The following is a 25,736-nucleotide window of genomic DNA, read 5'->3' on the forward strand; positions in this document are numbered from 1 at the left end:
CATGGACGTGATGAAGGCATTCTCACCGGCGACCAAGCAGTGGTTCGCCGGGGCCTTCGCCGCGCCCACCCAGGCGCAGACAGGTGCGTGGGCGGCCGCGGCGGCGGGCGAACACGCGCTGGTCATCGCCCCGACGGGCTCGGGCAAGACGCTGGCCGCGTTCCTGTGGGCGCTCGACCGGCTGGCTTCTTCTCCGGTGCCGTCAGAGCCGAAACGACGGTGCAGAGTGCTTTACGTCTCGCCGTTGAAAGCGCTGGCGGTGGACGTCGAACGAAATCTTCGCGCGCCGCTCGCAGGAATTCGGCAGGCGGCACACCGGCTGGGTCTCACCGAGCCGTCGATCACCGTCGGCATGCGCACCGGCGACACCTCTCCCGAGGAGCGGCGGGCGTTCGGCCGCACACCTCCCGACGTGCTGGTGACGACACCGGAGTCGTTGTTCCTGCTGCTCACGTCGTCGGCGCGCGAGTCGTTGCGCGGCGTGGAGACGGTGATCGTCGACGAGGTGCACGCGGTGGCGGGCACCAAGCGCGGCGCGCACATGGCGTTGTCGCTCGAACGGCTGGACGCGCTGCTGGAACGGCCGGCGCAGCGGATCGGGCTGTCGGCGACGGTGCGGCCGGTCGAGGAGATCAGCACGTTCCTCTCCGGCGGCCGCCCGGTGTCGGTGGTGCAGCCGAAGACCCCCAAGACCATCCAGGTCGAGGTGGAGGTGCCGGTCGAGGACATGGCGCTGCTCGGCCAGCCGACGGGTGAGGTGTCGGGTTCGGCTGCTGGAGCCGAGCAACGCACCTCGATCTGGCCGTCGGTCGAGGCACGGGTGCTGGAGCTCGTGAGAGCGCACCGGTCGACGATCGTCTTCGCGAACTCGCGGCGGCTCGCGGAACGGCTGACCGCGCGCCTGAACGAGCTCGCGGAAGAAGCTGTGGAACTGGAGTCCTTCCCGGCCGAGGCGATCGGTCAGTCGGGTCTCACGGTTCAGAAGTCCGCCTCCGTGGCCCGTGCGCACCACGGGTCGATGTCGCGGGAGCAACGCACGGCGGTGGAGGAAGACCTGAAGTCCGGGCGGCTGCCGTGCGTGGTGGCGACATCGTCGTTGGAGCTCGGCATCGACATGGGCTCGGTCGACCTGGTGGTGCAGGTGGAGGCGCCGCCGTCGGTCGCCTCGGGCCTGCAGCGCGTCGGCCGCGCCGGGCACCAGGTGGGCGCGGTGTCGCGGGGCGTGATGTTCCCGAAGTTCCGCGGCGATCTGGTGTCGTGCGCGGTGGTCGCGGAACGGATGCAGAACGGCGCGATCGAGGCCGTGAGGTTCCCGCGCAACCCGCTGGACGTGCTGGCTCAGCACGTCGTCGCGATGGTGGCGATGGAGACGTGGACGGTCGAGGAGCTGACGGCGCTGGTGCGGCGGGCGGCGCCGTTCGCGGGCCTGCCGGACTCGGCGCTGCACGCGGTGCTGGACATGTTGTCGGGCCGGTACCCGTCGGAGGAGTTCGGCGAGCTGCGGCCGCGGATCACGTGGGACCGGGTGAACTCCGAGCTGCGCGGCCGTCCGGGGTCGCAACGGCTGGCGGTCACGTCCGGCGGCACGATCCCCGACCGGGGGTTGTTCGCCGTGATGACACCGCCGTCGGAGAACGGCCCCGGTTCCCGGGTCGGCGAGCTCGACGAGGAGATGGTGTACGAGTCGCGGGTCGGCGACACGTTCCTGCTGGGCACCTCGTCGTGGCGGGTCGAGGACATCACGCACGATCGAGTGATCGTGGTGCCGGCGCCGGGTCAGCCCGCGCGGATGCCGTTCTGGAAGGGCGACGCGCCGGGCCGTCCGCTCGAACTCGGCCGTGCGATGGGCAAGTTCCTGCGCGAAGTGTCCACTATGGAGGATTCCGCTGCTCGGGAACGGGCGGCGTCGGCGGGGCTGGACGAGTGGGCGACGGACAACCTGCTCGCGTACCTGGGCGAGCAGCGGGAGGCGACGCGGCACGTCCCGAACGACAGAACCGTTCTGGTGGAACGGTTCCGCGACGAGCTCGGCGACTGGCGGCTCGTCGTGCACTCCCCGTTCGGTGCCCAGGTCAACGCGCCGTGGGCGTTGGCGATCGCCGCACGGCTGCGGGAACGCCGTGGCGTGGAGGTGCAGGCGGCGCACTCCGACGACGGCATCGTCCTGCGGCTGCCGGACGCGCTGGACCACGAGGGTCTGGAGGTGACGGCCGGCGCCGAGGACGTGCTGCTCGATCCCGACGAGGTCGAGCAGATCGTGGTGGCCGAGGTGGGTGGCTCGGCGTTGTTCGCGGCCCGGTTCCGCGAGTGCGCCGCCCGTTCGCTGCTGCTCCCCCGCCGTGATCCGAAACGGCGCACGCCGTTGTGGCAGCAGCGGCAACGCTCGGCGCAGCTGCTGTCGGTGGCCTCGAAGTACGAGCGCTTCCCGGTGGTGCTGGAAGCGATGCGCGAGTGCCTGCAGGACGTCTACGACGTGCCGGGCCTGCGCGAGCTGATGTCGGACGTCCGCGCGCGCCGGGTCCGCGTGGTCGAGGTGGAGACGCCGTCGCCGTCGCCGTTCGCCCGCAGCCTGCTCTTCGGGTACGTGGGCATGTTCCTCTACGAGCTGGACGCTCCCCTGGCGGAACGCCGTGCGGCCGCGCTGTCGCTGGACTCGACGCTGCTCGCGGAGCTGCTCGGGTCCGAGGCGATCCGCGAACTGCTCGACCCGGAGGTCGTGGCCGAGGTCGAACGCAGCCTGCAACGCCTGTCGGAGGACCGCCGGCCGCGGCACGCCGAGGACACCGCGGACCTGTTGCGGTTCCTGGGAGATCTCTCCGACGCGGAGGCGCTCGAACGCGGCGTGCCTCGCGAGTGGCTGGACGAGCTGGTGGCTCAGCGCCGGGCGATCCGCGTCCGGATCGCCGGTGAGGAACGCACGATCGCGATCGAGGACGCGGGCCGGGTCCGTGACGCGCTCGGTGTCGCCCTCCCCGTGGGCGTGCCGGAGGCTTTCACCGAACCGGTGGCGGATCCGCTGGGTGACCTGCTGAGCCGCTACGCCCGCACCCACGGCCCGTTCGCCGCTTCCGAGCCGTCGGCCCGCTTCGGCCTGGGCGTGGCCGTGGTGACGGGTGTCCTGGAACGCATGGCCGCCACAGGTCGTCTGGTACGCGGCGAGCTCCGTCCCGGTGGCACGCACACCGAGTACTGCGACGCGGACGTGCTGCGCCGCCTGCGCCGGGCGTCGCTGGCCCGGCTGCGGTCCGAGGTGGAGCCGGTCGAACCCGCGGCGCTGGGTCGTTTCCTGCCGCAATGGCACGGGCTGGGCCGCCGGCTGCGGTCGGCTCCCACGGTCGACGACGTGTTCTCGGTGGTGGAACAGCTCGCGGGGGCACCACTTCCGGCCAGTGCGCTCGAATCCCTGCTGTTCCCGTCGAGGCTGCCGGGGTACTACCCGGCGCTGCTGGACGAGCTGACCGCGTCCGGCGAGGTGACCTGGACGGGATGCGGCGCGCTGGCCGGCGGCGACGGCTGGATCGCGCTCGCCCCGACCGACGTGGCCGATCTGCTGCTGCCCGACCTGGTGCCGGAGTCGATCCCGGAGTCACCGCTGCACACCGCGGTCCTGGAGGCCCTGTCCGGCGGGGCGCTGTTCTTCCGCCAGGTGGTCGACCGGGTCTCGCTGTCCGTGGAGTGCACGGACGCCGAGGTGGTCGGCACGCTGTGGGATCTGGTGTGGGCGGGTCTGATCACGAACGACACGTTGGGGCCGTTGCGCGCGCTGGTGTCCGGCGGCGGTGCGGCGCACAAACCTCGCCGCAGTGCGCCACGGGGCCGTTACGCCCGTCTGCGCGCGGCTCGTCCGGACATGCCTTCCCGCACGGGCCCGCCGACCGCGGCGGGTCGCTGGTCGCTGGCGGTGCGCCCGGCGGAGGACCCGACCCGCCGCGCGCACGCCCGCGCCGAAGCCTTCCTGGAACGCCACGGCGTGCTGACCCGAGGCGCTCTCGACACCGAACGCGTGACCGGCGGGTTCAGCGGCGTCTACAAGGTGTTGCGGGCGATGGAGGAGTCGGGCCAGGTCATCCGCGGCTACGTCGTCGAGGGCCTGGGTGCCGCCCAGTTCGCGGCACGGGGTGCGGTGGACCGCCTGCGGGCGTTGTCGCGCCCACCCGGTCAGCCCTCGCAGTCCGACCAGGACGCCGTGGTCCTCGCCGCCGCCGATCCCGCCCAGCCGTACGGAGCCGCGCTGGCGTGGCCGGACCCGTTGGGTGAGGGCAAACACCGCCCGGCCCGCAAAGCCGGCGCGCTGGCGGTGCTGGTCGACGGCGTCCCGGCGCTCTACGTGGAGAGAGGAGGCAAATCGCTGCTGTCGTTCACCGACGCCGACCCGACCCTGCGCACCGCCGCGAACGCCCTGAGCCGCGCAGTCCGCGACGGCTGGCTGGGCCAGCTCGCGGTCCAGCGAGCCGACGGCGAGGTCGCGCTGACCTCACACCTCGCGACAGTGCTCCAGGAAGCGGGATTCCGCGCCACGCCAAAGGGTCTGCGCCTGCGGGCCTGATCCCCGAACCTGTCCACGGCCTCGCCGCCACCTGCACGGACGCGAGTGCCTTGGCCGACCGCTGAAGCGCACCCCGCAACGACGGCCCTGTGCCGTGCCGGGTATCCGGCCTGAGCACGCACGCTCTACCAGCCCGCCGCCGAACTCCAGTCACTCGACGGGCAGCAGGTCGACCGCCTCGGCCTGGGTCGCCGAGGCTAGGCGGGAAACAGGGAGCTGTAGGCGTTCAGCGCGGGCTGGCCACCGAGGTGGGCGTAGAGGACCGTGGAGTCGCGGTCGATCTCGCCGGACGACACCAGGTGGATGAGGCCTGCGAGGGACTTCCCCTCGTAGACCGGGTCGGTGATCATGCCTTCGAGACTGGCGCCGAGACGCATGGCGTCCACCGTGGACTCGTCGGCGATGCCGTAGGTGCCGGCGTGGAAGCGGTCGTCGAGGAGGATGTCCTCTTCGGACACCGTGACCTCGCGCAGCTTCGCCGTGTTGTGCGCGATGCGGGTGATCTGGTCGCGGGTCTCGGCGGGCTTGGCCGAGGCGTCGATGCCGAGCACGCGGCGGTTGGGGTCGCCTGCGAAACCGGCGACCATGCCCGCCTGGGTGCTGCCGGTGACCGAGCAGACGATGATGGTGTCGAAGAAGACGCCGAGCTGGGCCTCCTGCTGGCGGACCTCGTCGGCCCACGTCGCGAAGCCCATGCCGCCCAGCGGGTGGTCGGAAGCGCCGGCGGGGATCGGGTAGGGCTTGCCGCCGCCGGCGCGGACCTCCTCGATCGCCTGTTCCCAGGCGGGTTTGACGCCGATGCCGAACTCGGCGTTCACCAGGCGGACGTCGGCTCCCATCATGCGGCTGAGCAGGATGTTGCCGACCCGGTCGCTGCCGACGTCGGTCCAGTCGACCCAGCTCTCCTGCACCAGCACGGCTTTCAGGCCCGCACGTGCCGCGGCCGCCGCGACCTGGCGGGTGTGGTTGGACTGGATGCCGCCGATCGACACCAGCGTGTCGCAGCCGGTGGCCAGCGCGTCGGCGACGAGGTACTCGAGCTTGCGGGTCTTGTTGCCGCCGTAGGCGAGACCGGAGTTGCAGTCCTCGCGCTTCGCCCAGACCGCGGCGCCGCCGAGGTGGGTCGTCAGGCGGTCCAGGCGGTGGACCGGCGAGGGGCCGAAGAGAAGCGGGAATCTGTTCACAGTTCGTCCTCCAGGGTGCTCCAGTTCTCGTCGACCAACGTCATGGCCAGAGCGTGGTCACCCTGCTCGCACGCCTCGATGATCTGCTGGTGCTGGGTGACGGAGTGGCGGGCATTGGGCGAGGAGAAGCGGCTGTGCTCCGCCCTGCGGATCAGCGGGGTGAAGCGGTCGATGGTGGCGGTGATCGCGAAGTTGTCGCAGCGGTGGACGGCGACCGCGTGGAACTCGTCGTCGGCGGCCAGCGCGGCTTCGGCGTCGTTGGCGTCGAGCGCCTTCTTGAAGGCTTTGTTCGCGGCGCGCATCGCGGCGAAGTCCTCGGCCGTCAACGACTTCCGCTGGACGACCGTGCCGGTGGCGAGGGAGTGCATCGACTGCACGACGACGAGAGCGTCGCGCACGGGCTCCGACTCCAGCGCGGTGACACGGGTGTAGGCGTGCGGCTTGGTCTCGACGAGGCCCTCGTCGGTCAGCGTCGCGAGCGCCTCGCGCACCGGGGTGCGGGACAGACCGAGCTTCTCGGCCAGTTCGACGTCCTTGATGGCGGTGCCCGGCTCCAGGTCGCCGCGCACGATCGCCGATCGGATCTCGGCCGCCGCCCGCTCCTTCAGTGACCCATATCCAATATATTGCATATTGGCGAGGGTAGGGCCGGACTCCGACGAGCGCAACAAGGACTCCCAGGCCGCGTCGCGACCTGGGAGTCGAAGAGGGTTCTGAGTGTTAGAGGTTCTGGGCGTCAGACGGGGAGCGTGCGGCCGAGCACGGCGAACGGCCGCGGATCGCCGGTGAACTGGTAGTGCCGCAGCACGTCGACGAAGCCGACGCGGCGGTACAGCTTCCACGCCTTGCTGGGGCCTTCGGGCGTGGACAGCAGCACGCGCGACGACGACACGCCTTCCATCAGCCGGCGCAAGAGGTCCTCACCGAGGCCGCGGCCTTGGGCTCGCGGCAACACGTGCAGTTCGGTGAGCTCGAAGTAGTCGGTGAGCCAGTCCTCGACGACGGTGGGCGGCGCGACGGCCATCAGCCCGCGCCGCACCTGCTCGTGCCACCACTGACCGGCGGCGCCGCGGTAGCCGTAGCCGATGCCGACGAGCTCATCCTGCTCTCCCAGTGCGACCACGCAACGCCAGTCCTCGCGCATCATGTGCGCGAGCCACATCGGGGCGCGCTGCTCGACGGTGCCGGGCGGGTAGTTCATCGCGGTCACGTACAGCGCGAGCGCCTCGCCCAGTCGCACGTTGAGCTCCGCGGCGGACATCTCGACGATGCGCTCCAGGCGCGGCGAGGCGGTCACGACGACACCACCGCCACGCGTCCGCCCGTCAGTGCCACCAGGTCCGCGAAGGTCGTGGGGTACACGGCGTGCGGATGTCCCGCGGCCGCCCAGATCTCCGGGTAGCCGGACAGCGCCTCGTCCACCACGGTCTCGATCGGCGCGGGGTGCCCGACCGGCGACACACCGCCGATCACCTGGCCCGTGTGCTCGCGGACGAACTCAGGGTCGGCGCGCTTCACCGCGTCCGCGCCCACGAGCTCGGCGACCAGTGACGTGTCCGCCCGGTGCGCACCCGAGGTCAGCACCAGCAGCGGCGCCGCCACACCGTCGCGCACCGCCGCGAAGAGCAGGCTGTTCGCGATCGCGCCGACCTGCACTCCCACGGCTTCCGCAGCGGCCGCCGCGGTCCGCACGGCGTCCGGCAGCACGACGATGCGTTCGGCAGTGGCGGGTGGCAGGGCGTCCGCGACTTTGCGGATTCCGGGGTGTTCGAGCGCACTCACATCACCATCAGACCACGACTGGCGCCCACGTGGTGGGGCGGGTTGAGGAATCCATCGGCAGGGAGCTACGCTGAGAGTGACTCGAACATGTGTTCGAGTCGCACCATGCCTCGGAGGTGGGGTGGGGGAAGCACCCCACCTCCGAGAGCCGCCGGCTTCCCCTCGGCGGAGACGTCGTTCACCGACGCCACGAGGAGGCCGAGATGACTGCCATCGACTTCCCCATCCCGTTGCCACCCGCATCCGCGCTCGCGCTGCTGCAGCAGGCTCGCGACTCGCTCGCCGAGTCCGAACGCACGCCGGAGCCGCCGGAGCGGTTCGCCACCGCCTACCTCGCCGCGTTGCGTGCTGCCGCCGCGGTGCTCGCGTTGCGCGGACGGCCCCATCGCGGACGTTCGAAACCGACCAGCGCCTGGGTGCTGCTCGCTTCGATCGCGCCGGAGATGAGCGAGTGGGCCACGTTCTTCGCGTCGTGGTCGTCCACGCGCGCCGCCGTGCTCGCCGGCATCACCAGACACGTCAACGCGCGCACGGCAGACGATCTGGTGCGTCAGACCGATCAGTTCGTCACGCTCGTCGGCCGCACGATGGATGAGGCGAGGCGGTGAACTCGCTCGACATCCTGCGTCGTGAGGCGGAAAAGCTCGCCATGTCCGCGTTCGGTCAGCCGCTGCACAAGGGCGTGCCCGCCTGTCCGGGGCTCAACCTCGGGGAGACCGTGCGGCACGTCGGCAGCGGCTACCGCAGGGCGCTGGAGTGGATCAGGCTCGGCCGCGAACCCCAGGCCGGGGAATGGCAGGACCACCCGGTAGAGGGAGAAGACCCGCTGGAGTTCATGCGCTCGGGCGCGGAGGCCGCACTCGAGGTGCTCAGCGCGCACGACGAGAACGAACCGTGCGCGACGTGGTGGCCCGACCAGCAGAACTACGGGTTCTGGCGGCGGCGGCTCGCGCACGAGACCACGGTGCACCGCATGGACGTCCAGGGCGCGGCGGGCATCGAGGTCGGCACGGTCGCCGACGAGGTCGCGATCGACGGCGTCGACGAGGTGCTCGCATTGTGGCTGGGGCACAAGCTGGACGTGCTCGGGGTCCGGGGTTCGCGCGAGAGCTTCGTCGCCGTCCAGGTCGAGGACCACGTGTGGCTCACGCGTTGCGGCCCGCGCGGGGCGTCGGCGTGGCGCGTCGTCGACCCGGAGGACGCCCACGTCGCCGACGCGCAGGTGACCGCCGGTCCGATGACCATGTACCGCTGGTTGTGGGGACGGCTGCCCGACCGGATGGTCGAGGTGGTCGGCGATCACGACGCCATCGCGCAGCTGTGGGCGTTACTGCGGCTCGCGACCAAGTAGCACCGAGGCGGTTTCCGCGCCTGTCGCCGACAACAGGCGGTAGCGGGCGCGGCGGCCGTCGAGGTCCAGCAACGCCACGGAGTTCCCGAAGTGCGGGCCGCTGGTCTTGCGCCAGCGCATCAGGTCGTCCGGCACCCCTGCCAGCGTCGCGAGGCGGCGGAAGACCCACGCGGCGGCGCGGGACCACGACAGCCGGAACGCCGGCTCGAACACCTTGGGCGGCTCGTTGTGCACGGGCGAGCACACCAGCTGCGTCACCAAGGCCTTGGTGGGATTGGGGAACTCGGCCTCGGCGACGTAACTGTGGTGGACGTCGCCGGAGAGCACGCACACCGTGGCGGAGCCGTTGTTCGCGGCCTTCTCGATCATGCGGGAGAGCCGGTCGAACGACTCGCGGAACGCCGGCCAGTGCTCGAGGTCGAGCGCCTGCCTGATCTTCTCTGCGGCCCGGCCCTGCCAGCCGGGCTTGCGCGCGCCGATCTCGTTGAGGGACTGGAAGTGGCTGAGCGCGTGCGGCATCAGCCATGGCAGCGACGAGCCGATCAGCAGGTGGTCGAAGTCCCCTTCGGAGTTGCGCTCGATCCAGTCGAACTCCTCGTCGCTGACCATCTGCCGCTTGTCGTCCTCGAGGATGCGGCCGCTGCGCGTGTCGACCATCAGCAGCCGGGCGCGCCCGAAGTCGCGGCGGTAGCTCCACCACGTCGACTTGCGGCCCGCCGCCTCCTTGTCCGCCTCCTCGGCGAACTCCTCCAGCAGCGGCAGCACGTCCGCGCCATGTGTCTTCACCTTGGCGTACAAGGGATCCTTGGCGAGCTCGTCCGGTCCGAGGTTGCCGAGGTGCTGGTACACCCAGTACGAGGAGATGGCGCCGCGGATCCTGTCGCGCCACCAGGGTTTGCCCGCCATCTCCTTGCGCCACACGGCGGACGTGTTCCAGTCATCGCGCACGTCGTGGTCGTCGAAGATCATCGACGTGGGCACGACCGACAGCAGCCAGCGGATCTCCGGGTCCCCCCAGGTCTCGTGGTAGAGGCGGGCGTACTCGGCGAAGTGCACGACCTCGCCGTCGGGTTCCCCGGTGCCGTGCCGGTGATCTGACAGCCACTGCTTGGTGGCCTCGGTGGGTTCGTCGGCGTAGACCTGGTCTCCCAACAGGATCAGCGCCTGCGGCCATTCCTGTTCGGGTGTGCTCATGAGCCGTTGGGCGAACGCGTCGAGAGCGTCGGGGCCAACGGGCTGGTGAGGTGCGGCGCGGCAGGACCCGAACGCGATCCGGCGCACGTCGCCGGTGCGGATGACCGGCTTGGGGAAGTCGCTGCCTGGTCGCGGCCAGACGGTCTCCCCGTCCAGCCGGACGTCGTACTCGGTGCGGGAACCGAGGTTCTCCAGCAGGACGAGCGCGAAGTGCTGGGCGCCGACCTGGAACGTTCGCGCTGTGTGCCCGGCGATCGTGACGTCGCACGGGGCGTCCGTCTCGACCCACACGGTCGCCGACGAGTCGTTGACATGTCTGAGGAGCGGTCCGAGCACCAGCTTCGCCACCCGCGAGACAGTACCCTCGCACGCGTGGAAATCACGTTCGACGCAGCCGATCCCTCCGCCCTGGCCGCGTTCTGGTCCGAGTTCGCCGGTGACGAGATCGAGCTGACGTTCGTGTGGAGCGACGCCCCGAAGATCGAGAAGAACCGGGTGCACATCGACCTGGCGTCGACGTCACCGGAACACCAGGCGGACATCGTGGCGAGGGCGCTGAAGCTCGGCGCCGAGCACGCCGACGTCGGGCAGCGAGACGTGCCGTGGGTGGTGCTGCGCGATCCGCAGGGCAACGAGTTCTGCGTCCTGGAACCGCGGCCCGAGTACACCGGCGCGATCGCCGCCGTGGTCGTCGACTCCCGTGATCCGCTGGCGTCGGCTCAGGCGACCGGGCACCCGGTGGTGCGCAGCGGCGACGGGTTCGCGTCGGTGCGGCCGGAGCCGGGACCGTGGCTCGAGTTCGTGCAGACGGACGACCCGGAGCCGATCACGAACCGCGTGCGCGTGCGGTGGGCCGACCCGAGCTGATATCCGATATATCAGTCGTCCGAAGATCCTCACCTGTAACGGGTCGTCGCCGGTGCGGTGGAGGGTGACGTCTTCGTTGAAGTGGGGCGCGATCACCGTCATCTACTTCGGTCTGGCCGTCGCATGCTCTTCTCCGCTTACTTCCTGCCGGAGAACACCAAGTGGCCGGTCCTCGTAGTAGCGCTGCCGGCCTGGCTGTTCGGCATCGCGACGTGGACGGACGTCTTGGCCCTGGGGCAACGCTCCACCTGGGATTCTGGGCACCGCACCCTCTAACCAATATCCGATATATCGCTTATGCAAAAGACGTTTGCGGACGACCGCAAACGTCTTTTGCATGAGGGCGGGTTATCGCAGGTCAGAGCGTTGCGTCAGAGTGCGGCGAGACGGTCCCGCAGCGTGTCGAGACCCATCGAGCCCATTTCGAGGGCGTCCTTGTGGAACCGCTTGAGGTCGAAGTCGGCGCCCTTGCGGGCCCGTGCGTCCTCACGGGCGGCCAGCCACAGGCGCTCGCCGATCTTGTACGCCGGTGCCTGGCCCGGCCAGCCGAGGTAGCGGTCGATCTCGTCGCGGACGTGGGCGGGCTCCGACAGCGTCCGGGTCAGCATGAACTCCAGGCCCAGCTCGGGGGTCCATCGCTCACCGGGGTGGAAACCGGTGCCGGCGGGGATCTCGAGCTCCAGGTGCATGCCGATGTCGATGATCACTCGGGCCGCGCGGAACAGGTGCGCGTCCAGCATGCCGAGCAGGTCGCCGTCGTCGTCGAGGTAGCCGAGTTCGCGCATGAGACGTTCCGAGTAGAGCGCCCAGCCCTCGCCGTGGCCCGACACCCAGCACATGAGGCGCTGGAAGTCGTTCAGCGTCGCCGACTGATACACCGCCGTCGCGCACTGGAGGTGATGGCCCGGCACTCCCTCGTGGTAGACGGTCGACGTCTCGCGCCACGTCGGGAACACCGTCTTGCCCTCGGCGATCGACCACCACATGCGGCCGGGACGGGAGAAGTCGGCCGTCGGCGGCGTGTAGTAGGCGCCGACACCGCCGCCGGGCGGTGCGATCCTGCACTCGAGGTTCATCAGCGCGTCGGGCAGGTCGAAGTGCACGTCGCGCAGGTCGAGCAGGGCCTTGTCGGACAGTTCCTGCATCCACGCCCGCAGGCCGTCCTGGCCGTGGACCTGGTAGCGCGGGTGCTCGTCGAGGTACGCCGCGGTCTCCGCCAGGGACGCGCCGGGCTTCAGCCGCGCCGCGACCTCCTTCATCTCGGCCTCGATGCCGAGGAACTCCTCCCAGCCCCACGCGTAGGCCTCGGCCAGGTCGAGCCGCGACCCGGTGAAGTAGCGCGAACCCAGGCGGTACCGCTCCTCGCCGACGGCGTCCTTCTCCGGCGCCTTCGGGGCCAGTGACGTGCGCAGGAACGAAGCGAAGTCGGCGTAGGCGGACGAAGCGGCGGCGGCACCGGCGTCGAGCGTCGACCGCACCGAGCCGTCGACATCGGCCGACGCGACGAACGAGGTGAAGAACGTCGACGCCCACACGTCGCACTGCTCGGCCACCTTGGTCACCTGGCGCAGCGCCGAGACCTGTCCGCGGGAAGCGGCGTGCGAGAGAGAGGCGCGCAGTCCGTCCAGAGCGGCGGGCACGGCCGAGAGACGACGTCCGATCGTGGCCCACTGTTCAGGCGTGTCGGCCGGCATCTGGTCGAAGATGTCGCGCACCGACTGGATCGGGCTCGCGATGACGTTGAGCGAGGACTCGGTGACGCCGGCCTCGTAGAGCTCGTGCTCGAGACCCGTTCGTTCCAGGAAAACGGCTCGTGCCGCTTCTTCCGAGGCATCCGCCGGGTGGGCCGCCGCGATGTCGGCGAGCGCACGGACGGCGAGTTCGTCGCGCGCCGCGTGCCCTTCCGGCGAGAGGTCCGTCAGCTGGTCATCGGACCCCGCGAAGCCCAGGCTGGTGGCGGTGATCGGGTCCAGCGCCACGTAGTCGCTGACGAACTTGTTGCTGATGTCGTGCACGGATGGCATGTGCCGAGACGCTACCTCGCGCCCCTCGACGCCAAAAGGTAGTTAGTCAAGCTCACGACCAACGGAGGGGAACTGCGTCGTTTGGGTCGTGCTGGCAGGATGTCCGCCGTGCGTCGATCCCGGGCACTGCTGGTGCCGGTCTTCCTGCTGCTCACCCTGTTTTCGCTGAGCGGGTGCGTTCGCGTGTACGCGGCCATGGCCGTGTCGGACGACGACCGCATCTCGGGTGAGATCGTCGCGGCCACGCCGCCCACGCAGGACAACGATCCCGGCCCCCAGCTCAAGGTTCCGGCGGAGCTCGCGAGCCGTGTCACCACCAAGCCGTACCGCGTGGAGTCGTACGCGGGCACGCAGTTGTTCTTCAACGGTCTGTCGTTTGACGAGATGCGCACGCTCTCGATGGCGACGAGCTCGTCGAACAGCCGGTACAGCATGAACTTCCGCCGGTCGGGTGATCTTGTCACGCTCTCGGGGTCGGTCGACCTGACGCAGGTGCCCGTGGAACGCGCGGACATCCAGGTGAAGGTGAGCTTCCCCGGCAAGATCGTGAACACCAACGGCCGCGAGGAGGAGAACAACACCATCGCGTGGTCTCCGAAACCCGGTCAGGCGTCGATGCTCCAGGCCACCGTGCAGTACGCGGGCGAGAACTCCAGTTCGTTCCTGGGCTGGGCGCTGCTCGTCGCCGGGCTCACCGGCGGTGCCGCGCTGATCGTGGTCGTCCTCGCGCTCATCGCCCACAAGCGGAACGTGAACGTCTAGGCGCGAGCCACCAAACCCAGGCGCCCCAGTACTTCCCGCGTCGCCTTCGCCCTGTTCATCGTGTAGAAGTGCAGCGCGGGCACGCCCTCGTCGAGCAACCGCTGGCACATCTCGGTCGCGATGTCGATGCCGGTCGCGCGGAACCCCGCGACGTCGTCGGCGTACGGCTCCAGCCTGCGCGATATCTCCACCGGCAGGTCGGCGCCGGACAACTCCACGATCTTGGACAGGCCGCGCGGGGACAGCATCGGCATGATCCCCGGCAGGATCGCCGCGGAGCAGCCCGCGGCCGCCACCCGGTCGCGCATCCGCAGGAACGGCTCCGGCTCGTGGAACAGCTGCGCCACCGCGTAGTCGGCACCGGCGTTGAGCTTGCGCAGCAGGAACTTCAGGTCGGTGTCGAGATCGCCCGACCGCGGGTGCCCGTACGGGAACGCCGCCACGCCCACGCAGAAGTCACCGAGCTCGCGGACCAGCCGCACCAGCTCGTCGGCGTAGTTGAGGCCTTCCGGGTGCGCGACCCACTCGCCCATCGGGTCGCCGGGAGGGTCGCCGCGCAGCGCGAGGACGTTGCGCACGCCGATCGCCGCGTACCAGCCGATCACGTTGCGCAGCTCGGCCACCGAGTGGTCGACGGCGGTGAGGTGCGCGACCGGCAGCAGCGTCGTCTCCTGCGCGATGCGGCCGGTGGCGCGGATCGTGCGGTCCCGCCGCGACCCGCCGGCGCCGTAGGTGATCGACACGAACGCCGGGTCGAGGCCCTCCAGTTCGCGGACCGCCTTCCAGAGGATCTTCTCGTCCTCGGCGTCCCGCGGTGGCAGGAACTCCACCGAGAACTTGGGTGACTCCCCTTGGAGCCGCTCGACCACCGACGTCATGCGACCAACCCTAGTGGTATTTCCGGTAGGTGAGACCTCCGTTCACGATGTGGTACGCGGGCCCCGCCATGCGGGTGGTCCGGGACACAGCGGACCATGGGGGTGTGTCCCACCACCCCATCGATGTTGCCCTGCCCCAGCACGTCGAAGAAGCGTTGACCACGTACCTGGCCTCCCGGCGCGCGTCCGGCGAGGCGATGGACCCGAGCTTCGCGAGCGCGGTGGACGCGCTCTCCGGTTTCGTGCTGGGCGGTGGCAAGCGCGTCCGCCCGACCTACGCGTGGTGGGGCTGGCGCGCCGCGGGCGGTGATCCCGACGGCGAGCTCGCGGACGAGGTGCTCACGGCAGTCAGCTCGCTGGAGCTGATCCAGGCGTGCGCGCTCATCCACGACGACCTGATGGACGCCTCCTCGGTGCGCCGGGGCAAGCCGACCGTGCACATCGCGTTCGGTGCGCGGCACCGCGAGCAGGGCTGGCTCGGTTCGTCGGAGCGGTTCGGCATGTCGGCGGCCGTCCTGATCGGCGACATCGCGCTGGCGTGGGCGGACGACATGCTCTTCGCCGCCGGGCTGCCGTCCGAGGTGCTGCGCCGGATGAGCGAGCCGTGGCGGGACATGCGCACCGAGATGCTGGCGGGCCAGTACCTCGACGTGCTGACGCAGGCGAGGGGTGACTCCTCCCCGGACGCTGCGCTGCGGATCGACCGGCTCAAGACCGCCGCGTACACAGTCGAACGGCCGTTGCACATGGGTGCGGCGATGGCGGGCGGCTCGCCCGAGCTGATCGACGGGCTGCGGGCGTTCGGCGCCGACATCGGCGTCGCGTTCCAGCTGCGCGACGACCTGCTCGGCGTGTTCGGCGACCCCGAGGTCACCGGCAAGCCCGCGGGCGACGACCTCGCCGAGGGCAAGCGCACGCTGCTCGTGGCACTCGGCATGCAGTTCGGCGCCGATATATTGGATATCGCTCTCGGCAAGCCGGACCTCGACCTCGACACGGTCGAGGAGGTCCGCCGCACGCTCGTGAAGGTCGGCGCCGTCGACGCCGTCGAGGAGCGCATCGAGGAGCTGACGAAGAGCGCGCTGGCCGCCCTCGACGCGGCCCCAGTGGCCGAGCCGGCCGCCACCAAGCTGGCCGACCTCGCGATCACCTCCACGAAGCGGACCTTCTGAAGTCGATCATGACCCAGGGATGTCCCAGGGCCGGCGGCACAGTTTCTGAGAGTTGATTAACTCCTCGTGACCAGTGGGGCCGTTGCCTGCTGACGCTTCCGCGCCTTGTGCAACGATGTTCGGGCGATGGCAGCAACTCCGTCCCTCCCCCGCACGAGCTCCGAGGTCACTCCACAGGAGCTTCAACCAGTCGTGCGCACGAACACCTACGCCATCCCCATCCGCACGACCATGCTCGGCCTTCTCGGCGTCGCACTGGTCGCGCTCGGCGGCATGGGGGCGGGCGCGATCCTCGAGCGCGACCCGTTGCTCATCCAGGTCGGCCTGAGCTGGCTGCGCTACGGCCACGGCCGCGACCTCGCGAGCATGGTCCTGTACCTCGGCCTGGGCCTCGTGATCTGGGCGTGGGTGCGCCTGGGCAGGCTCGTGCGGTGGGGTGAGATCGGCGACTTCGCGGTGCTGGTCGCGGTGACGGTGTGGACGTTGCCACTGCTCTTCGCGCCGCCGTTGTTCAGCAAGGACATCTACAGCTACCTGGCGCAGGGCCAGCTCGCACTGAGCGGCTACGACCCCTACACGGTCGGGCCCGCCGTGCTGCAGAGCACGCTCAGCGAGAACGTCAGCTGGGTCTGGCAGCACACGCCCGCGCCGTACGGACCGCTCTTCATCCTCATCGCCAAGGCGATCGTGTGGGCGACGGACGCGAGCGTCATCCTCGGCGTCGTCGCCATGCGGCTCTCGCTCGCGGGCGGGCTGGTGCTGCTGTGCTGGGCGCTGCCAGGTCTCAGCCGGCACCTGGGCGGCAAGTCCGCGGTCGCGCTGTGGCTCGTGGCGGCGAACCCGCTGCTGCTGATCCACCTGGTCGGCGGAGCGCACAACGACCTGCTGATGATCGGGCTGATGGCTGCCGGTGTGCTGCTCGTCCTCGACCACAGGCACGTGCTCGGCTTCGTGCTGCTCGCCCTGGCGTTCTCGGTGAAGGCGACGGCGGTCGTGATCGTGCCGTTCCTCGTCTGGATCTGGGCGGCCCGGCTCGAGGGCGACAAGCGCACCCAGTTCCGCAAGGCGCTGCTGCCCGGCCTGGCGGCGTTCCTCGGGACGTTCGTCGTGTGCACGCTGATCGCCGGGGTGACCCTCGGCTGGATCCCCGCGCTGCGCAGCTCGTCGATGATCATCAACTGGCTGTCGATCCCGAGCGCGGTCGGCGACTTCGTGCGCATGGTCGTGAACTGGTTCGTCTACGTCGACGGCGGCATCTTCATCGGCGTCGCGCGGGCGCTCGGCTCGGTGGTGCTGATCTGGATCGCGTACACGCAGTGGTGGGCGGCCCGCGACGGTGAGGTGCGCGACACCATCAAGCGCGGCGCGCTGACGATGCTGGCCGTGGCGCTGCTGTCCCCGGCGACGCTGCCGTGGTACTTCAGCTGGCCGCTGGCGCTCGCCGCCGGGTTCGCGTGGAGCACGGGAGCGCTCGTCGCGATGACGGTCGCGTCGGTGTTCCTGCTGCTGGTCACGTTCCCGAACGGCGACACGGCGCTGTACTCGTGGGGCTACCTGTTCTTCGCGCTGGTGGTGTCGGCGCTCGCGGCGCGGTCGCTGGTGAAGCCGGACCCGTTCGGCCTGTCCAGCCGCTACGAGTGAGGCTCGACCCCGTGAAACTGGGCGAGGCCTATGCCATCTGCCGCCGGGTGAACGCCCGGTACGGCAAGACGTTCTTCCTGGCGACGACGCTGCTGCGCCCCGAGCAGCGGCCGGCGGTGCACGCGCTGTACGCGTTCGCCCGCTGGGCCGACGAGATCGTCGACGCGGCCGGGGTCGCCGACAGGGCGGGCGAGCTCGACCGGCTGGAGCGGCTCCTCGAGAAGGCCCCGTCGAACCCGGTCCTGCACGCGCTGGCGGACACGATGCGGCGCTACGACATCGACCGGTCGCTGTTCACGGACTTCCTCGCGTCGATGCGGATGGACCTCGACGTCACCGAGTACGCCGACCTCGACGCGCTCGGCGTCTACATGCACGGCTCGGCGGAGGTCATCGGCCTGCAGATGCTGCCGGTGCTCGGCACCGTCGTCCCCCGCGACGAGGCCGAACCGTACGCGGCACGGCTCGGGGTGGCGTTCCAGCTGACGAACTTCCTGCGCGACGTCGGCGAGGACCTCGACCGCGGCCGGGTCTACCTGCCGCAGGACGTCCTCGGCGCACACGGCGTCGACCTCGACCTTTTGCAATGGTGTCGTCACCATCGGCGCGCAAACGTGCGGTTGCAAAGGGCGCTCGACGACCTCGTCGCGCACTCGTATGCGATATATCAGTCAGCCGAGCCGGGGATTGCGATGCTGTCGCCGTCGTCGAGGGCTTGTGTACAGACCGCGTTCACCCTGTATCGCGACATCCTCGGGCTCATCGGTCCGGAGGTGCTGTGGCGGCGGGTGGCGGTGCCGGGTTCACGACGTCTCGCGGTGGCAGTGCCCGGCGCGGGCCGGGCACTGCTCGCGCGTGCGATGGCGAGATGAGCCCCGCCTTAGATCACGACAACTCCGACGATGTTGGACGTCGCGGAGGCGTAGACGCTCGTGCCCGGGAAGTACAGGCGCAGGTCAGCGGACGCGTCGATGGTCAGCTTCGCGGTGAACGTCGAGTTCGGGGCGCACGACCTGGTGTAGATGTTCGTCCACGTCGAGACACCCACCCGGACCTGGGCGAACACGTCGAGACCCAGCGTGAGCTGACGCTCGCCGCCCTGGGCGCCGAGCTTGCCCTTGATCTGGAGCTGGTTGCCCTTCTTGACCTTGACCTTGGCGCCGCCCGCGTCGAGCTCCAGCGTCGTCGGCTTGGCGTGCACGGCCGGCGCGGCAGTGGCGGCGACCGGCGAGAGGAGCAGCCCGACGGCGGTGACGCCGGCGAGCAGAGTCTTGATGATCATGCCCACCAGTTCAGGGGTTCCAGGCGTCTCTCGCCTGCGGAGACGCCTGGAACCGCTGTATCGGGTGAACTAGAAGCCCATGGCTTGCGCGCGTCGCTTTACCTCACGCCCACGGTCTCCGCGCAATGCTTCGATCGGAGTGCCAGGGAGGCTCTCGTCCTCCGTGAAGAGCCAGCGCAGAATCTCGTCCGTGGAGAAGCCCTGGTCGCGCAGCACCGTGATGGTGCCGGGCAGACCCTTCACCACACCTCCGGCGGCGAGAAACGCTTCGGGAACGACGAGAACGCCGTCCCGCCGCTCGGCGAGCAGTTGCCCGTCGCGCAGCAGTTGGTGGACCCGGGTGACCGGCAGTCCCATTCGGGCCGCCACCTCCGGGAGAGGAAGAACCTCCAGGTCGGCAGCCAGTACATCCGCAGCGGCAGGAATCGCACTCACGGGGGTCACGATGCCATAACCGAACTGGGAACGCCCTTCCGCCAACCGGGTCATCCTGAGCTTTACCATCTCGCACTGTGGAGAGGTCGGTTTCGAACGTGATGGGTGGACTGCTCGAGCAGCGGTACCGGGTGGACGCTGTGCTCGCGCGCGGTGGCATGTCCACCGTCTATCGAGGTCGCGACACTCGCCTCGATCGCGATGTGGCCGTCAAGGTGATGGATCCGCACCTGACCGCCGACCCCGCTTTCGTCGCGCGCTTCGAACGGGAAGCACGCGCGGCCGCGCAGTTGCATCACCCGGCCGTGGTGTCCGTGCACGACCAGGGCGTCGACGGTGACCAGGTGTACCTGGTGATGGAGCTGATCGACGGCGGCAACCTCCGTGACCTGCTGAACCAGCGCGGCAAGCTCCCTCCTGCCGTCGCGTTGAGCGTCCTCGGCCCAGTGCTGTCGGCGTTGGGCGCCGCGCACCGGGCCGGGCTGGTGCACCGCGACGTGAAGCCGGAGAACGTGCTGATCGGGCCCGGTGGCCAGGTGAAGGTCGCGGACTTCGGACTCGCCCGTGCGATCGCCGAGAACGGCGTCACGAGCGACAGCGAGATCCTGGGCACCGTCGCCTACTTGTCACCCGAACAGGTGGAGACAGGGGCGGCGGACGCGCGCAGTGACGTCTATTCGGCCGGGATCGTGCTCTACGAGATGCTGGCGGGTCAGGCGCCCTATCGCGGCGAGACGCCCATCTCCGTGGCGTACCAGCACGTGAACTCGGACGTCCCGTCGATCCCGGAGATCCCGCTGGCGCTCGACACGCTGGTGCGCAAGGCGACGCGGCGCGACCCGTCGCTGCGGCCGGCGAACGCCGAGGCGTTCCTCATCGAGCTGGAGCGCGTGGGCTCGGAGCTGGGGCTGACGCCGCAGCCGGTGCCCGTTCCCGGTTCGGCGCCCGAGAACGACAGGACGGTCGTCATGCGGCCGGTTCCCGTGTCGGTCGGCGCCACGCCCCCGTCGGTCGCGGAGGCGACCAGGCCCGTCGTGCCGCCGCCGATGTCCTCACCGATGTCGGGAGCCATGACCACGGTGCAGACCGGCCCGCCGACGCCGCCGCCGGGCATCGCCGGCACGCGGGCGATGCAACGGCCGGAGCAGCCCCGACGCCGTCCGGCGCAGAGGAAGCCGAAGGTCGACCCGGTCGAGGCGGAGCGCAAGCGCCGCAAGAAGCTCTTCATCATCTGGGGTTCCGTCGTCGCGGTGCTGGCGTTGATCGTCGGCCTGTTCTCCTGGTACCTCGGCGCGGGCCGCTGGACGGCGGTGCCCGCGGTGGTCGGGCAGACCGAGCAGAACGCGGCGCAGCTGGTGCGCAACGCCGGTCTCACGACGCTGTACGAGAAGGTGCCGTCGAACGACGTGCCGAACGGTCAGGTCCTGCGCACCGAACCCGGTGAGGGTTCCGAGCTGCGCAAGGGCGAGCCCGTGAAACTCGTCGTCTCGCGAGGCAAGCCGGTGGTGCCGTTCGTCAACGTCGGCACCGAGGTGGACGTCGCCACCAAGGACATCGAGGCAGCGGGCCTGAAGGCGGCCAAGGACCCCTCGAAGGACGCGTTCCACGACACGGTGCCGATCGGCAAGGTCGTGGCTCTGGAACCGCGCGCCGGTACGGCACTCAACATCGACAGCCCGGTGATCCTCGTGCTCAGCAAGGGGCCGTCGCCGCGCACGCCGGTGCCGAACGTCGCGGGCAAGACGAAGGACGAGGCGTTCGCGGAGCTGCAGCGCGCCGGCCTGGAGCCGGTCGAGGCCACCGGTGACGACGCCGCCGAGAACGACCAGTCGCGTGTGGCGCGGACGGATCCGCCCGCGGGCACGGTGCTGGAGGGGGCGGGCAACAAGCGCGTCACCGTGTTCTTCCAGAACAACCGCGAGGTCGAGGTTCCCGACGTGACCCGGCAGAAGGTGCGCGAGGCCAAGGAGGAGCTCGAACGGGCCGGCCTGAGGGTGAAGGTCGAGTTCAACAAGAGCAACAACGCGACCGTCGTGAACCAGTCGATCCCGCCGCGCACTCGAGTGAAGCGCGGTACCGAGATCACGATCGTCGGTCTCTGACCAGGTGAAGCGAAGGGCCCCGCGTTCTCGACGCGGGGCCCTTCGTTCTTCAGCTCGTCTTCAGGAAACCGTCAGGACCGCAGCATCTCGGCGACGAGGAACGCGAGCTCGAGCGACTGCTGCGTGTTCAGGCGCGGGTCGCACGCCGTCTCGTAGCGGCCGGCGAGGTCGTCGTCGGAGATCTCCTGGGCGCCGCCGAGGCACTCGGTGACGTCCTCACCCGTGAGCTCGATGTGGATGCCGCCGGGGTGCGTGCCCAGGCGCCGGTGCACCTCGAAGAAGCCCTGGACCTCGTCGACGATCCGGTCGAAGTGCCGGGTCTTGTAGCCGGTGCTCGACTCGTGCGTGTTGCCGTGCATCGGGTCGCACTGCCAGATGACCTTGTGACCGCTCGCCTCGACCTTCTCGACGATCGCGGGGAGCACGTCGCGCACCTTCTGGTTGCCCATGCGCGAGATGAGCGTCAGACGGCCCGGCTCGTTGCGCGGGTCGAGGCGCTCGACGTACTCGACGGCCATCTCCGGCGACGTCGTCGGGCCGATCTTGAGGCCGATCGGGTTCGCGAGCATCTCCGCGAACGCGATGTGCGCGCCGTCGAGCTGACGGGTGCGCTCACCGATCCACACGAAGTGCGACGACAGGTCGTACAGCTTCGGCTGGTCACCGGTGGTGTCCAGGCGGAGCAGCGCGCGCTCGTAGTCCAGCAGCAGCGCCTCGTGCGAGGCGAAGATCTCCGTGCCGTGCAGCGACTGGTCGTTGACGCCGCACGCCGACATGAACCGCAGGCCGCGGTCGATCTCGCCGGCCAGGGCCTCGTAGCGCTCGCCGGCGGGCGAGGTGCGCACGAAGTCCCTGTTCCAGTCGTGCACGCGGTGCAGGTCGGCGAGACCCGCGCCGGTGAGCGCCCGCAGCAGGTTCATGGCCGCGCCGGCGTTGGCGTAGGCGCGGATCATGCGGCCGGGGTCGGGGATCCTGGCCTCGGGCGTGGCGACCAGGGAGTTGATGATGTCGCCGCGGTAGGACGGCAGGCCGAGGGCGTCGATGTTCGACGAACGCGGCTTGGCGTACTGGCCGGCGATGCGGCCGACCTTCACCACCGGCAGGCTCGCGCCGTAGGTCAGCACCACGGCCATTTGCAGCAGGGTCCGGATGTTCGCGCGGATGTGCGGCTCGGTGTTGTCCGCGAACGTCTCGGCGCAGTCACCGCCCTGCAGAAGAAACGCCTGCCCGTTCGCGACCTGCGCCAGTTGCGTGTGCAGCCGGTCGATCTCGGCGGGCACGGTGATCGGCGGCACGCTCTCGAGCACGGTCCGCACGCGACGCACCTGTTCGGCGTCGGGCCATTCGGGCTGCTGGGCAGCCGGGCGCGACAGGGCGTCGTCCAGGCGCTTGCGCATCTCGGGAGGCAGCGGCGGAAGCTCGGGAAGCGTGTCGATGGGCACGTCCACGGTCCAGTTCACGCTGCTCAGCTTAGTTGTTCCACACTGAGAGACCCGGCCGGGCCTGTCAGCTGTTAACGGGGCGTTGGCCTGCGCCTAGTCCGGCACGCGTGAAGTCTGTTACTTGTCAACTATCCGCCTCTGCCCTATTGAGACGCGGCCCTGCATGATGTGGGCCATGAACGCCACCCGATTGGATGACAGCACCGCGACCCGGCTGCTGGCCATCGCGATCGACAACATCCAACGCGACCACCCGGTGCACTGGACGCACGTGATCGACGGCGATCACCGGCTCGTGCCCCAGCGGGTGCTGCACCCGGTGTTCGCCGGGTCGTTCGACTGGCACTCGTGCGTGCACCAGACGTGGCTGGCCGTGCGGCTGCTGCGGCTGCGGCCTGCGCTCTCGGGAGCCGACGCGGCCCGTGACGCGCTGGACAAGCTCATCACGCACGACAACTGCGCCACCGAAGCCGCCTTCTTCGCCTCACCCGCCGGGCGGTACTGGGAACGGCCGTACGGGTGGGCGTGGCTGCTGCTGCTCGACGCGGAACTGAGGAGCTCGGGCCTGCCGTGGTCGGTGGCACCGATCGCGGACGTGCTGCGCGACCGGTGGCTGGAGTGGATCTCGGCGGCGCGGCTGCCGATCCGGACGGGCACGCACAGCAACACGGCGTTCGCGACCGGACTGGTGTTCGACGCGGCCCAGGCGAACGGGGACACCGAACTGGTCGAGGCCTGTGCCGCCGCGGCACTGCGGTGGCACCGGGACGAGGCCGCGTACGGCGGCTTCGAACCGGACGCCGCGGACTTCCTCTCCCCGGCGCTGACGACGGCCGACCTGATGCGGCGCGCGCTGGGCACCGCGGAGTTCGGTGACTGGCTCGACGCGTACCTGCCGGACCTCGAGTCGGAACGGTGGCGCGTGCTGCGCGAGCCGTTTCCGGTCGACGACCCGAGCGACCCCTACGGCTCACACCTGGCGGGGCTCGCGTTGTCGCGTGCCTGGAACTGGGAGGCGATCGCGGACTCGCTCCCAGCGGGGCACCGGTACACCGGACTGGCGCGGACGGCTTCCGCGGCGCATCGCGAGGCCGGGTGGACGTACGTGTTCGGCGGGCACGGGTACATGGCCGACCACTGGCTCGGCACGTTCGGCGCGTACCTCGACGTCAAAGCCTTCTGACCTGCACTGATCAACCCTTATGCAAAAGACGTTTGCGGACGTCCGCAAACGTCTTTTGCATAACTGATATATCGGTGCATGTTGCACGGCGCGATCGAGGCGGCTCGGTGGTCGTGCGCGGCGACGTTGACGACGCCGCAGCGGCCGTGGAGAGCCTGCTGGCGGCCAGCGGACTCAAGATCTGCGCACAAGCAAAATGCCGGGTGTCGACCGTGCGACACCCGGCATTCGGCGATATCCAGTATCCGATGTATCAGGCGCCGAAGAAGACCTCGGCCTCTTCGTAACGCTCGGTCGGAACCGTCTTGAGCTCGGCCGTCGCCTCGGACAGCTTCACCCGCACGATCTCGGTGCCGCGCAGCGCGACCATCACACCGAAGTCGCCATCGGCGACGGCGTCGACGGCGTGGAGGCCGAAGCGGGTCGCGAGCACGCGGTCGTACGCGGTCGGCGTACCACCGCGCTGGATGTGACCGAGGATCGCCGCACGGGACTCCTTGCCCGTCCGGTCAGCGATCTCCTCCGCGAGCCACTGGCCGACGCCACCGAGGCGCACGTGCCCGAAGGCGTCGCGCTCGCCGGAGTGCAGCACCTCGGCGCCGCCCTCGGGCATCGCGCCCTCGGCGACGACGATGATCGGCGCGAACTCGCTCTCGAAGCGGCGCTCGACCCACTCGACGACCTTGTCGACACTGAAGGGACGCTCGGGCACGAGGATGACGTTCGCGCCACCGGCGAGACCGGAGTGCAGCGCGATCCAGCCCGCGTGCCGGCCCATGACCTCGACGACGAGCGCACGGTGGTGCGACTCGGCCGTGGTGCGCAGGCGGTCGATGGCCTCGGTCGCGATGTGCACGGCCGTGTCGAAGCCGAACGTGTAGTCCGTGGCGCCGAGGTCGTTGTCGATCGTCTTCGGCACACCCACGACACCGATGCCGTCATCGGTGAGTCGCTTGGCGACACCGAGGGTGTCCTCGCCGCCGATCGCGATGATGGCGTCGATCTGGTTCTCCGCGATCGTCTCGCGGATGCGGTCGACACCGCCGTCGACCTTGTACGGGTTCGTGCGCGACGAGCCCAGGATCGTGCCACCGCGGGTGAGGATCTCCTCGACGTCCGCGAGATCGATCGACTTGGTGAGGTTCTCGATCGGTCCCTGCCACCCGTTGCGGAACCCGACGATCTCCCAGCCGTGTGCCTTGATGCCCTTGCGGACCACGGCCCGGATCACGGCGTTCAGACCGGGGCAGTCACCACCGCCAGTGAGCACACCGATGCGCATCTGCTTGCCCAATCTCTCGTGTTCTGTGTCACTCAGACTTTCACGAGCTGTATCGGTGCAGCAACGCGGGTCTCACTCACCGGACGGGAAAACCGGTTTTCCGGCGGTGTTCCTCGATCACCTTCCACCGCGCGAGGTTGTGGCGCGCGTCGGCGAGGGCGTCGTGCGCGTCTACCGGCGGGGCCGGGAGCTTGGGGCGGCCGACGTCGTCCCAGCGTTGGCGCAGGTCCCGGGTGAACCGCGGCAGGGCGCGCGGCAACGCGGGCATCGCGCCCCACAGCTGCGCCAGCGCGACGTGGTCGTAGGCGGCGAACCACGCCCACAGCTCCACCTCGTCGCGGGCGGCGTTGCGGGCGCCGAGGAAGTCGAGCAGGTCCTCGCGGATGCGCGCCCGGCTGCGCCACGCCTTGTCGGACGGCGAGGGCAGCTGGTTGAGGACGTTCTGCCGCACCCACGGTCCCGCGCGCTCGGGATCGAACTCGGTGGACACGGCGTAGAACTCGCGGCCTTCCTCGTCGACCACACCGATCGACACGAGGTCGATCGTCACCCCGTCCTCGATGAACTCACAGTCGTAGAAGAACCGCACCGCGACACCCTAGGGGGTGC

The 25,736-nt window shown here is 69.9% G+C and carries 24 protein-coding genes; 12 read left to right on the forward strand and 12 right to left on the reverse strand.

What is annotated here, in order from left to right:
• Nucleotide 1: 1 nt before the first annotated feature.
• Nucleotides 2-4,546, forward strand: coding sequence for an ATP-dependent helicase (locus tag ACFOWZ_RS22420; RefSeq protein ID WP_382375481.1), 4,545 nt, complete (start codon nt 2-4; stop codon nt 4,544-4,546).
• Nucleotides 4,547-4,743: 197 nt separating this feature from the next.
• Here ACFOWZ_RS22420 and ACFOWZ_RS22425 read toward each other — a convergent pair whose 3' ends face one another.
• The 4 genes from ACFOWZ_RS22425 to ACFOWZ_RS22440 all read right to left on the reverse strand — a co-directional run bounded on the left by ACFOWZ_RS22425 (nt 4,744) and on the right by ACFOWZ_RS22440 (nt 7,512).
• The gene (locus tag ACFOWZ_RS22425; RefSeq protein WP_382375483.1) at nt 4,744-5,730 is read right to left on the reverse strand and encodes a 1-aminocyclopropane-1-carboxylate deaminase; all 987 of its coding nucleotides are present in this window, start codon (nt 5,728-5,730) and stop codon (nt 4,744-4,746) included.
• Complete coding sequence (locus ACFOWZ_RS22430) at nt 5,727-6,362, reverse strand: GntR family transcriptional regulator (protein WP_030464974.1); 636 nt, start codon at nt 6,360-6,362, stop codon at nt 5,727-5,729. The genes ACFOWZ_RS22425 and ACFOWZ_RS22430 overlap by 4 nt, the downstream gene beginning before the upstream one ends.
• Nucleotides 6,363-6,466: 104 nt before the next feature.
• Nucleotides 6,467-6,991, reverse strand: a complete 525-nt coding sequence (locus tag ACFOWZ_RS22435; RefSeq protein WP_382375838.1) for a GNAT family N-acetyltransferase — start codon at nt 6,989-6,991, stop codon at nt 6,467-6,469.
• 32 nt (nt 6,992-7,023) lie between these two features.
• Nucleotides 7,024-7,512: a YbaK/EbsC family protein gene (locus ACFOWZ_RS22440; RefSeq protein ID WP_382375486.1), complete on the reverse strand. Its 489-nt coding sequence runs from the start codon at nt 7,510-7,512 to the stop codon at nt 7,024-7,026.
• A gap of 203 nt (nt 7,513-7,715) precedes the next feature.
• Here ACFOWZ_RS22440 and ACFOWZ_RS22445 point away from each other — a divergent pair, with 203 nt between their 5' ends.
• Together ACFOWZ_RS22445 and ACFOWZ_RS22450 are read left to right on the forward strand one after the other, a co-directional pair.
• Complete coding sequence (locus ACFOWZ_RS22445) at nt 7,716-8,120, forward strand: SAV_6107 family HEPN domain-containing protein (RefSeq protein WP_035908895.1); 405 nt, start codon at nt 7,716-7,718, stop codon at nt 8,118-8,120.
• A complete protein-coding gene (locus ACFOWZ_RS22450; protein ID WP_382375490.1) occupies nt 8,117-8,863 on the forward strand; it encodes a maleylpyruvate isomerase N-terminal domain-containing protein in 747 nt (248 codons plus the stop codon). The genes ACFOWZ_RS22445 and ACFOWZ_RS22450 overlap by 4 nt, the downstream gene beginning before the upstream one ends.
• On the opposite strand, the gene ACFOWZ_RS22455 is transcribed toward ACFOWZ_RS22450, so the two are convergent.
• Complete coding sequence (locus ACFOWZ_RS22455; RefSeq protein ID WP_382375492.1) at nt 8,840-10,405, reverse strand: alkaline phosphatase D family protein; 1,566 nt, start codon at nt 10,403-10,405, stop codon at nt 8,840-8,842. The two genes, ACFOWZ_RS22450 and ACFOWZ_RS22455, sit on opposite strands and share 24 nt — an antisense overlap.
• 24 nt (nt 10,406-10,429) lie before the next feature.
• Here ACFOWZ_RS22455 and ACFOWZ_RS22460 point away from each other — a divergent pair, with 24 nt between their 5' ends.
• Nucleotides 10,430-10,924 (forward strand): VOC family protein, encoded by a 495-nt coding sequence (locus tag ACFOWZ_RS22460; protein ID WP_382375494.1) that lies wholly within the window; start codon nt 10,430-10,432, stop codon nt 10,922-10,924.
• 123 nt (nt 10,925-11,047) lie between these two features.
• Nucleotides 11,048-11,200, forward strand: coding sequence for a hypothetical protein (locus tag ACFOWZ_RS22465; RefSeq protein ID WP_382375496.1), 153 nt, complete (start codon nt 11,048-11,050; stop codon nt 11,198-11,200).
• Nucleotides 11,201-11,295: 95 nt separating this feature from the next.
• Here the strand turns inward: ACFOWZ_RS22465 and ACFOWZ_RS22470 are convergent, their stop codons facing one another.
• Nucleotides 11,296-12,948 carry a DUF885 domain-containing protein gene (locus ACFOWZ_RS22470; RefSeq protein ID WP_382375498.1) on the reverse strand — a complete coding sequence of 551 codons (1,653 nt, stop codon included), beginning with the start codon at nt 12,946-12,948 and terminating at the stop codon, nt 11,296-11,298.
• Between the two features lie 108 nt (nt 12,949-13,056).
• Between ACFOWZ_RS22470 and ACFOWZ_RS22475 the strand changes: the two genes are divergently transcribed.
• Nucleotides 13,057-13,710 (forward strand): DUF3153 domain-containing protein, encoded by a 654-nt coding sequence (locus ACFOWZ_RS22475; RefSeq protein WP_081901814.1) that lies wholly within the window; start codon nt 13,057-13,059, stop codon nt 13,708-13,710.
• Here ACFOWZ_RS22475 and metF read toward each other — a convergent pair.
• Nucleotides 13,707-14,588 carry a methylenetetrahydrofolate reductase [NAD(P)H] gene (metF, locus tag ACFOWZ_RS22480; RefSeq protein ID WP_030464983.1) on the reverse strand — a complete coding sequence of 294 codons (882 nt, stop codon included), beginning with the start codon at nt 14,586-14,588 and terminating at the stop codon, nt 13,707-13,709. The two genes, ACFOWZ_RS22475 and metF, sit on opposite strands and share 4 nt — an antisense overlap.
• A 68-nt stretch (nt 14,589-14,656) precedes the next feature.
• Between metF and ACFOWZ_RS22485 the strand changes: the two genes are divergently transcribed.
• The 3 genes from ACFOWZ_RS22485 (at nt 14,657) to ACFOWZ_RS22495 (ending at nt 18,273) form a co-directional block, all read left to right on the forward strand.
• Entirely contained in the window at nt 14,657-15,760 is a 1,104-nt protein-coding gene (locus tag ACFOWZ_RS22485) for a polyprenyl synthetase family protein (RefSeq protein WP_382375840.1), read from the forward strand.
• Between the two features lie 192 nt (nt 15,761-15,952).
• A complete protein-coding gene (mptB, locus tag ACFOWZ_RS22490) occupies nt 15,953-17,401 on the forward strand; it encodes a polyprenol phosphomannose-dependent alpha 1,6 mannosyltransferase MptB (RefSeq protein ID WP_382375501.1) in 1,449 nt (482 codons plus the stop codon).
• A gap of 11 nt (nt 17,402-17,412) precedes the next feature.
• Nucleotides 17,413-18,273, forward strand: a complete 861-nt coding sequence (locus tag ACFOWZ_RS22495; protein ID WP_382375502.1) for a phytoene/squalene synthase family protein — start codon at nt 17,413-17,415, stop codon at nt 18,271-18,273.
• A gap of 8 nt (nt 18,274-18,281) precedes the next feature.
• On the opposite strand, the gene ACFOWZ_RS22500 is transcribed toward ACFOWZ_RS22495, so the two are convergent.
• Together ACFOWZ_RS22500 and ACFOWZ_RS22505 are read right to left on the reverse strand one after the other, a co-directional pair.
• Nucleotides 18,282-18,683 (reverse strand): hypothetical protein, encoded by a 402-nt coding sequence (locus ACFOWZ_RS22500; protein WP_382375504.1) that lies wholly within the window; start codon nt 18,681-18,683, stop codon nt 18,282-18,284.
• Between the two features lie 69 nt (nt 18,684-18,752).
• Nucleotides 18,753-19,118, reverse strand: a complete 366-nt coding sequence (locus tag ACFOWZ_RS22505; protein ID WP_030464988.1) for an Rv2175c family DNA-binding protein — start codon at nt 19,116-19,118, stop codon at nt 18,753-18,755.
• A 77-nt stretch (nt 19,119-19,195) separates the two neighbouring features.
• Between ACFOWZ_RS22505 and pknB the strand changes: the two genes are divergently transcribed.
• Complete coding sequence (gene pknB, locus ACFOWZ_RS22510) at nt 19,196-21,220, forward strand: Stk1 family PASTA domain-containing Ser/Thr kinase (RefSeq protein WP_382375506.1); 2,025 nt, start codon at nt 19,196-19,198, stop codon at nt 21,218-21,220.
• Nucleotides 21,221-21,291: 71 nt separating this feature from the next.
• Here pknB and ACFOWZ_RS22515 read toward each other — a convergent pair whose 3' ends face one another.
• Entirely contained in the window at nt 21,292-22,680 is a 1,389-nt protein-coding gene (locus ACFOWZ_RS22515; RefSeq protein ID WP_030464990.1) for a class II 3-deoxy-7-phosphoheptulonate synthase, read from the reverse strand.
• A 157-nt stretch (nt 22,681-22,837) separates the two neighbouring features.
• On the opposite strand from ACFOWZ_RS22515, the gene ACFOWZ_RS22520 reads away from it, so the two are divergent.
• Both ACFOWZ_RS22520 and ACFOWZ_RS22525 read left to right on the forward strand, forming a co-directional pair.
• Nucleotides 22,838-23,845, forward strand: coding sequence for a DUF2891 domain-containing protein (locus ACFOWZ_RS22520; protein ID WP_382375508.1), 1,008 nt, complete (start codon nt 22,838-22,840; stop codon nt 23,843-23,845).
• 107 nt (nt 23,846-23,952) lie between these two features.
• Nucleotides 23,953-24,132 (forward strand): hypothetical protein, encoded by a 180-nt coding sequence (locus tag ACFOWZ_RS22525; RefSeq protein WP_382375510.1) that lies wholly within the window; start codon nt 23,953-23,955, stop codon nt 24,130-24,132.
• Here ACFOWZ_RS22525 and ACFOWZ_RS22530 read toward each other — a convergent pair.
• Nucleotides 24,099-25,127: a 6-phosphofructokinase gene (locus tag ACFOWZ_RS22530; protein WP_382375512.1), complete on the reverse strand. Its 1,029-nt coding sequence runs from the start codon at nt 25,125-25,127 to the stop codon at nt 24,099-24,101. The genes ACFOWZ_RS22525 and ACFOWZ_RS22530 overlap by 34 nt on opposite strands.
• Before the next feature lie 76 nt (nt 25,128-25,203).
• Nucleotides 25,204-25,716 carry a polyadenylate-specific 3'-exoribonuclease AS gene (locus tag ACFOWZ_RS22535; protein WP_382375514.1) on the reverse strand — a complete coding sequence of 171 codons (513 nt, stop codon included), beginning with the start codon at nt 25,714-25,716 and terminating at the stop codon, nt 25,204-25,206.
• Nucleotides 25,717-25,736 lie beyond the last annotated feature (20 nt).

Origin of the sequence: Lentzea rhizosphaerae (genome assembly GCF_042649515.1) — a bacterium.
GTDB lineage: Bacteria > Actinomycetota > Actinomycetes > Mycobacteriales > Pseudonocardiaceae > Lentzea > Lentzea aerocolonigenes.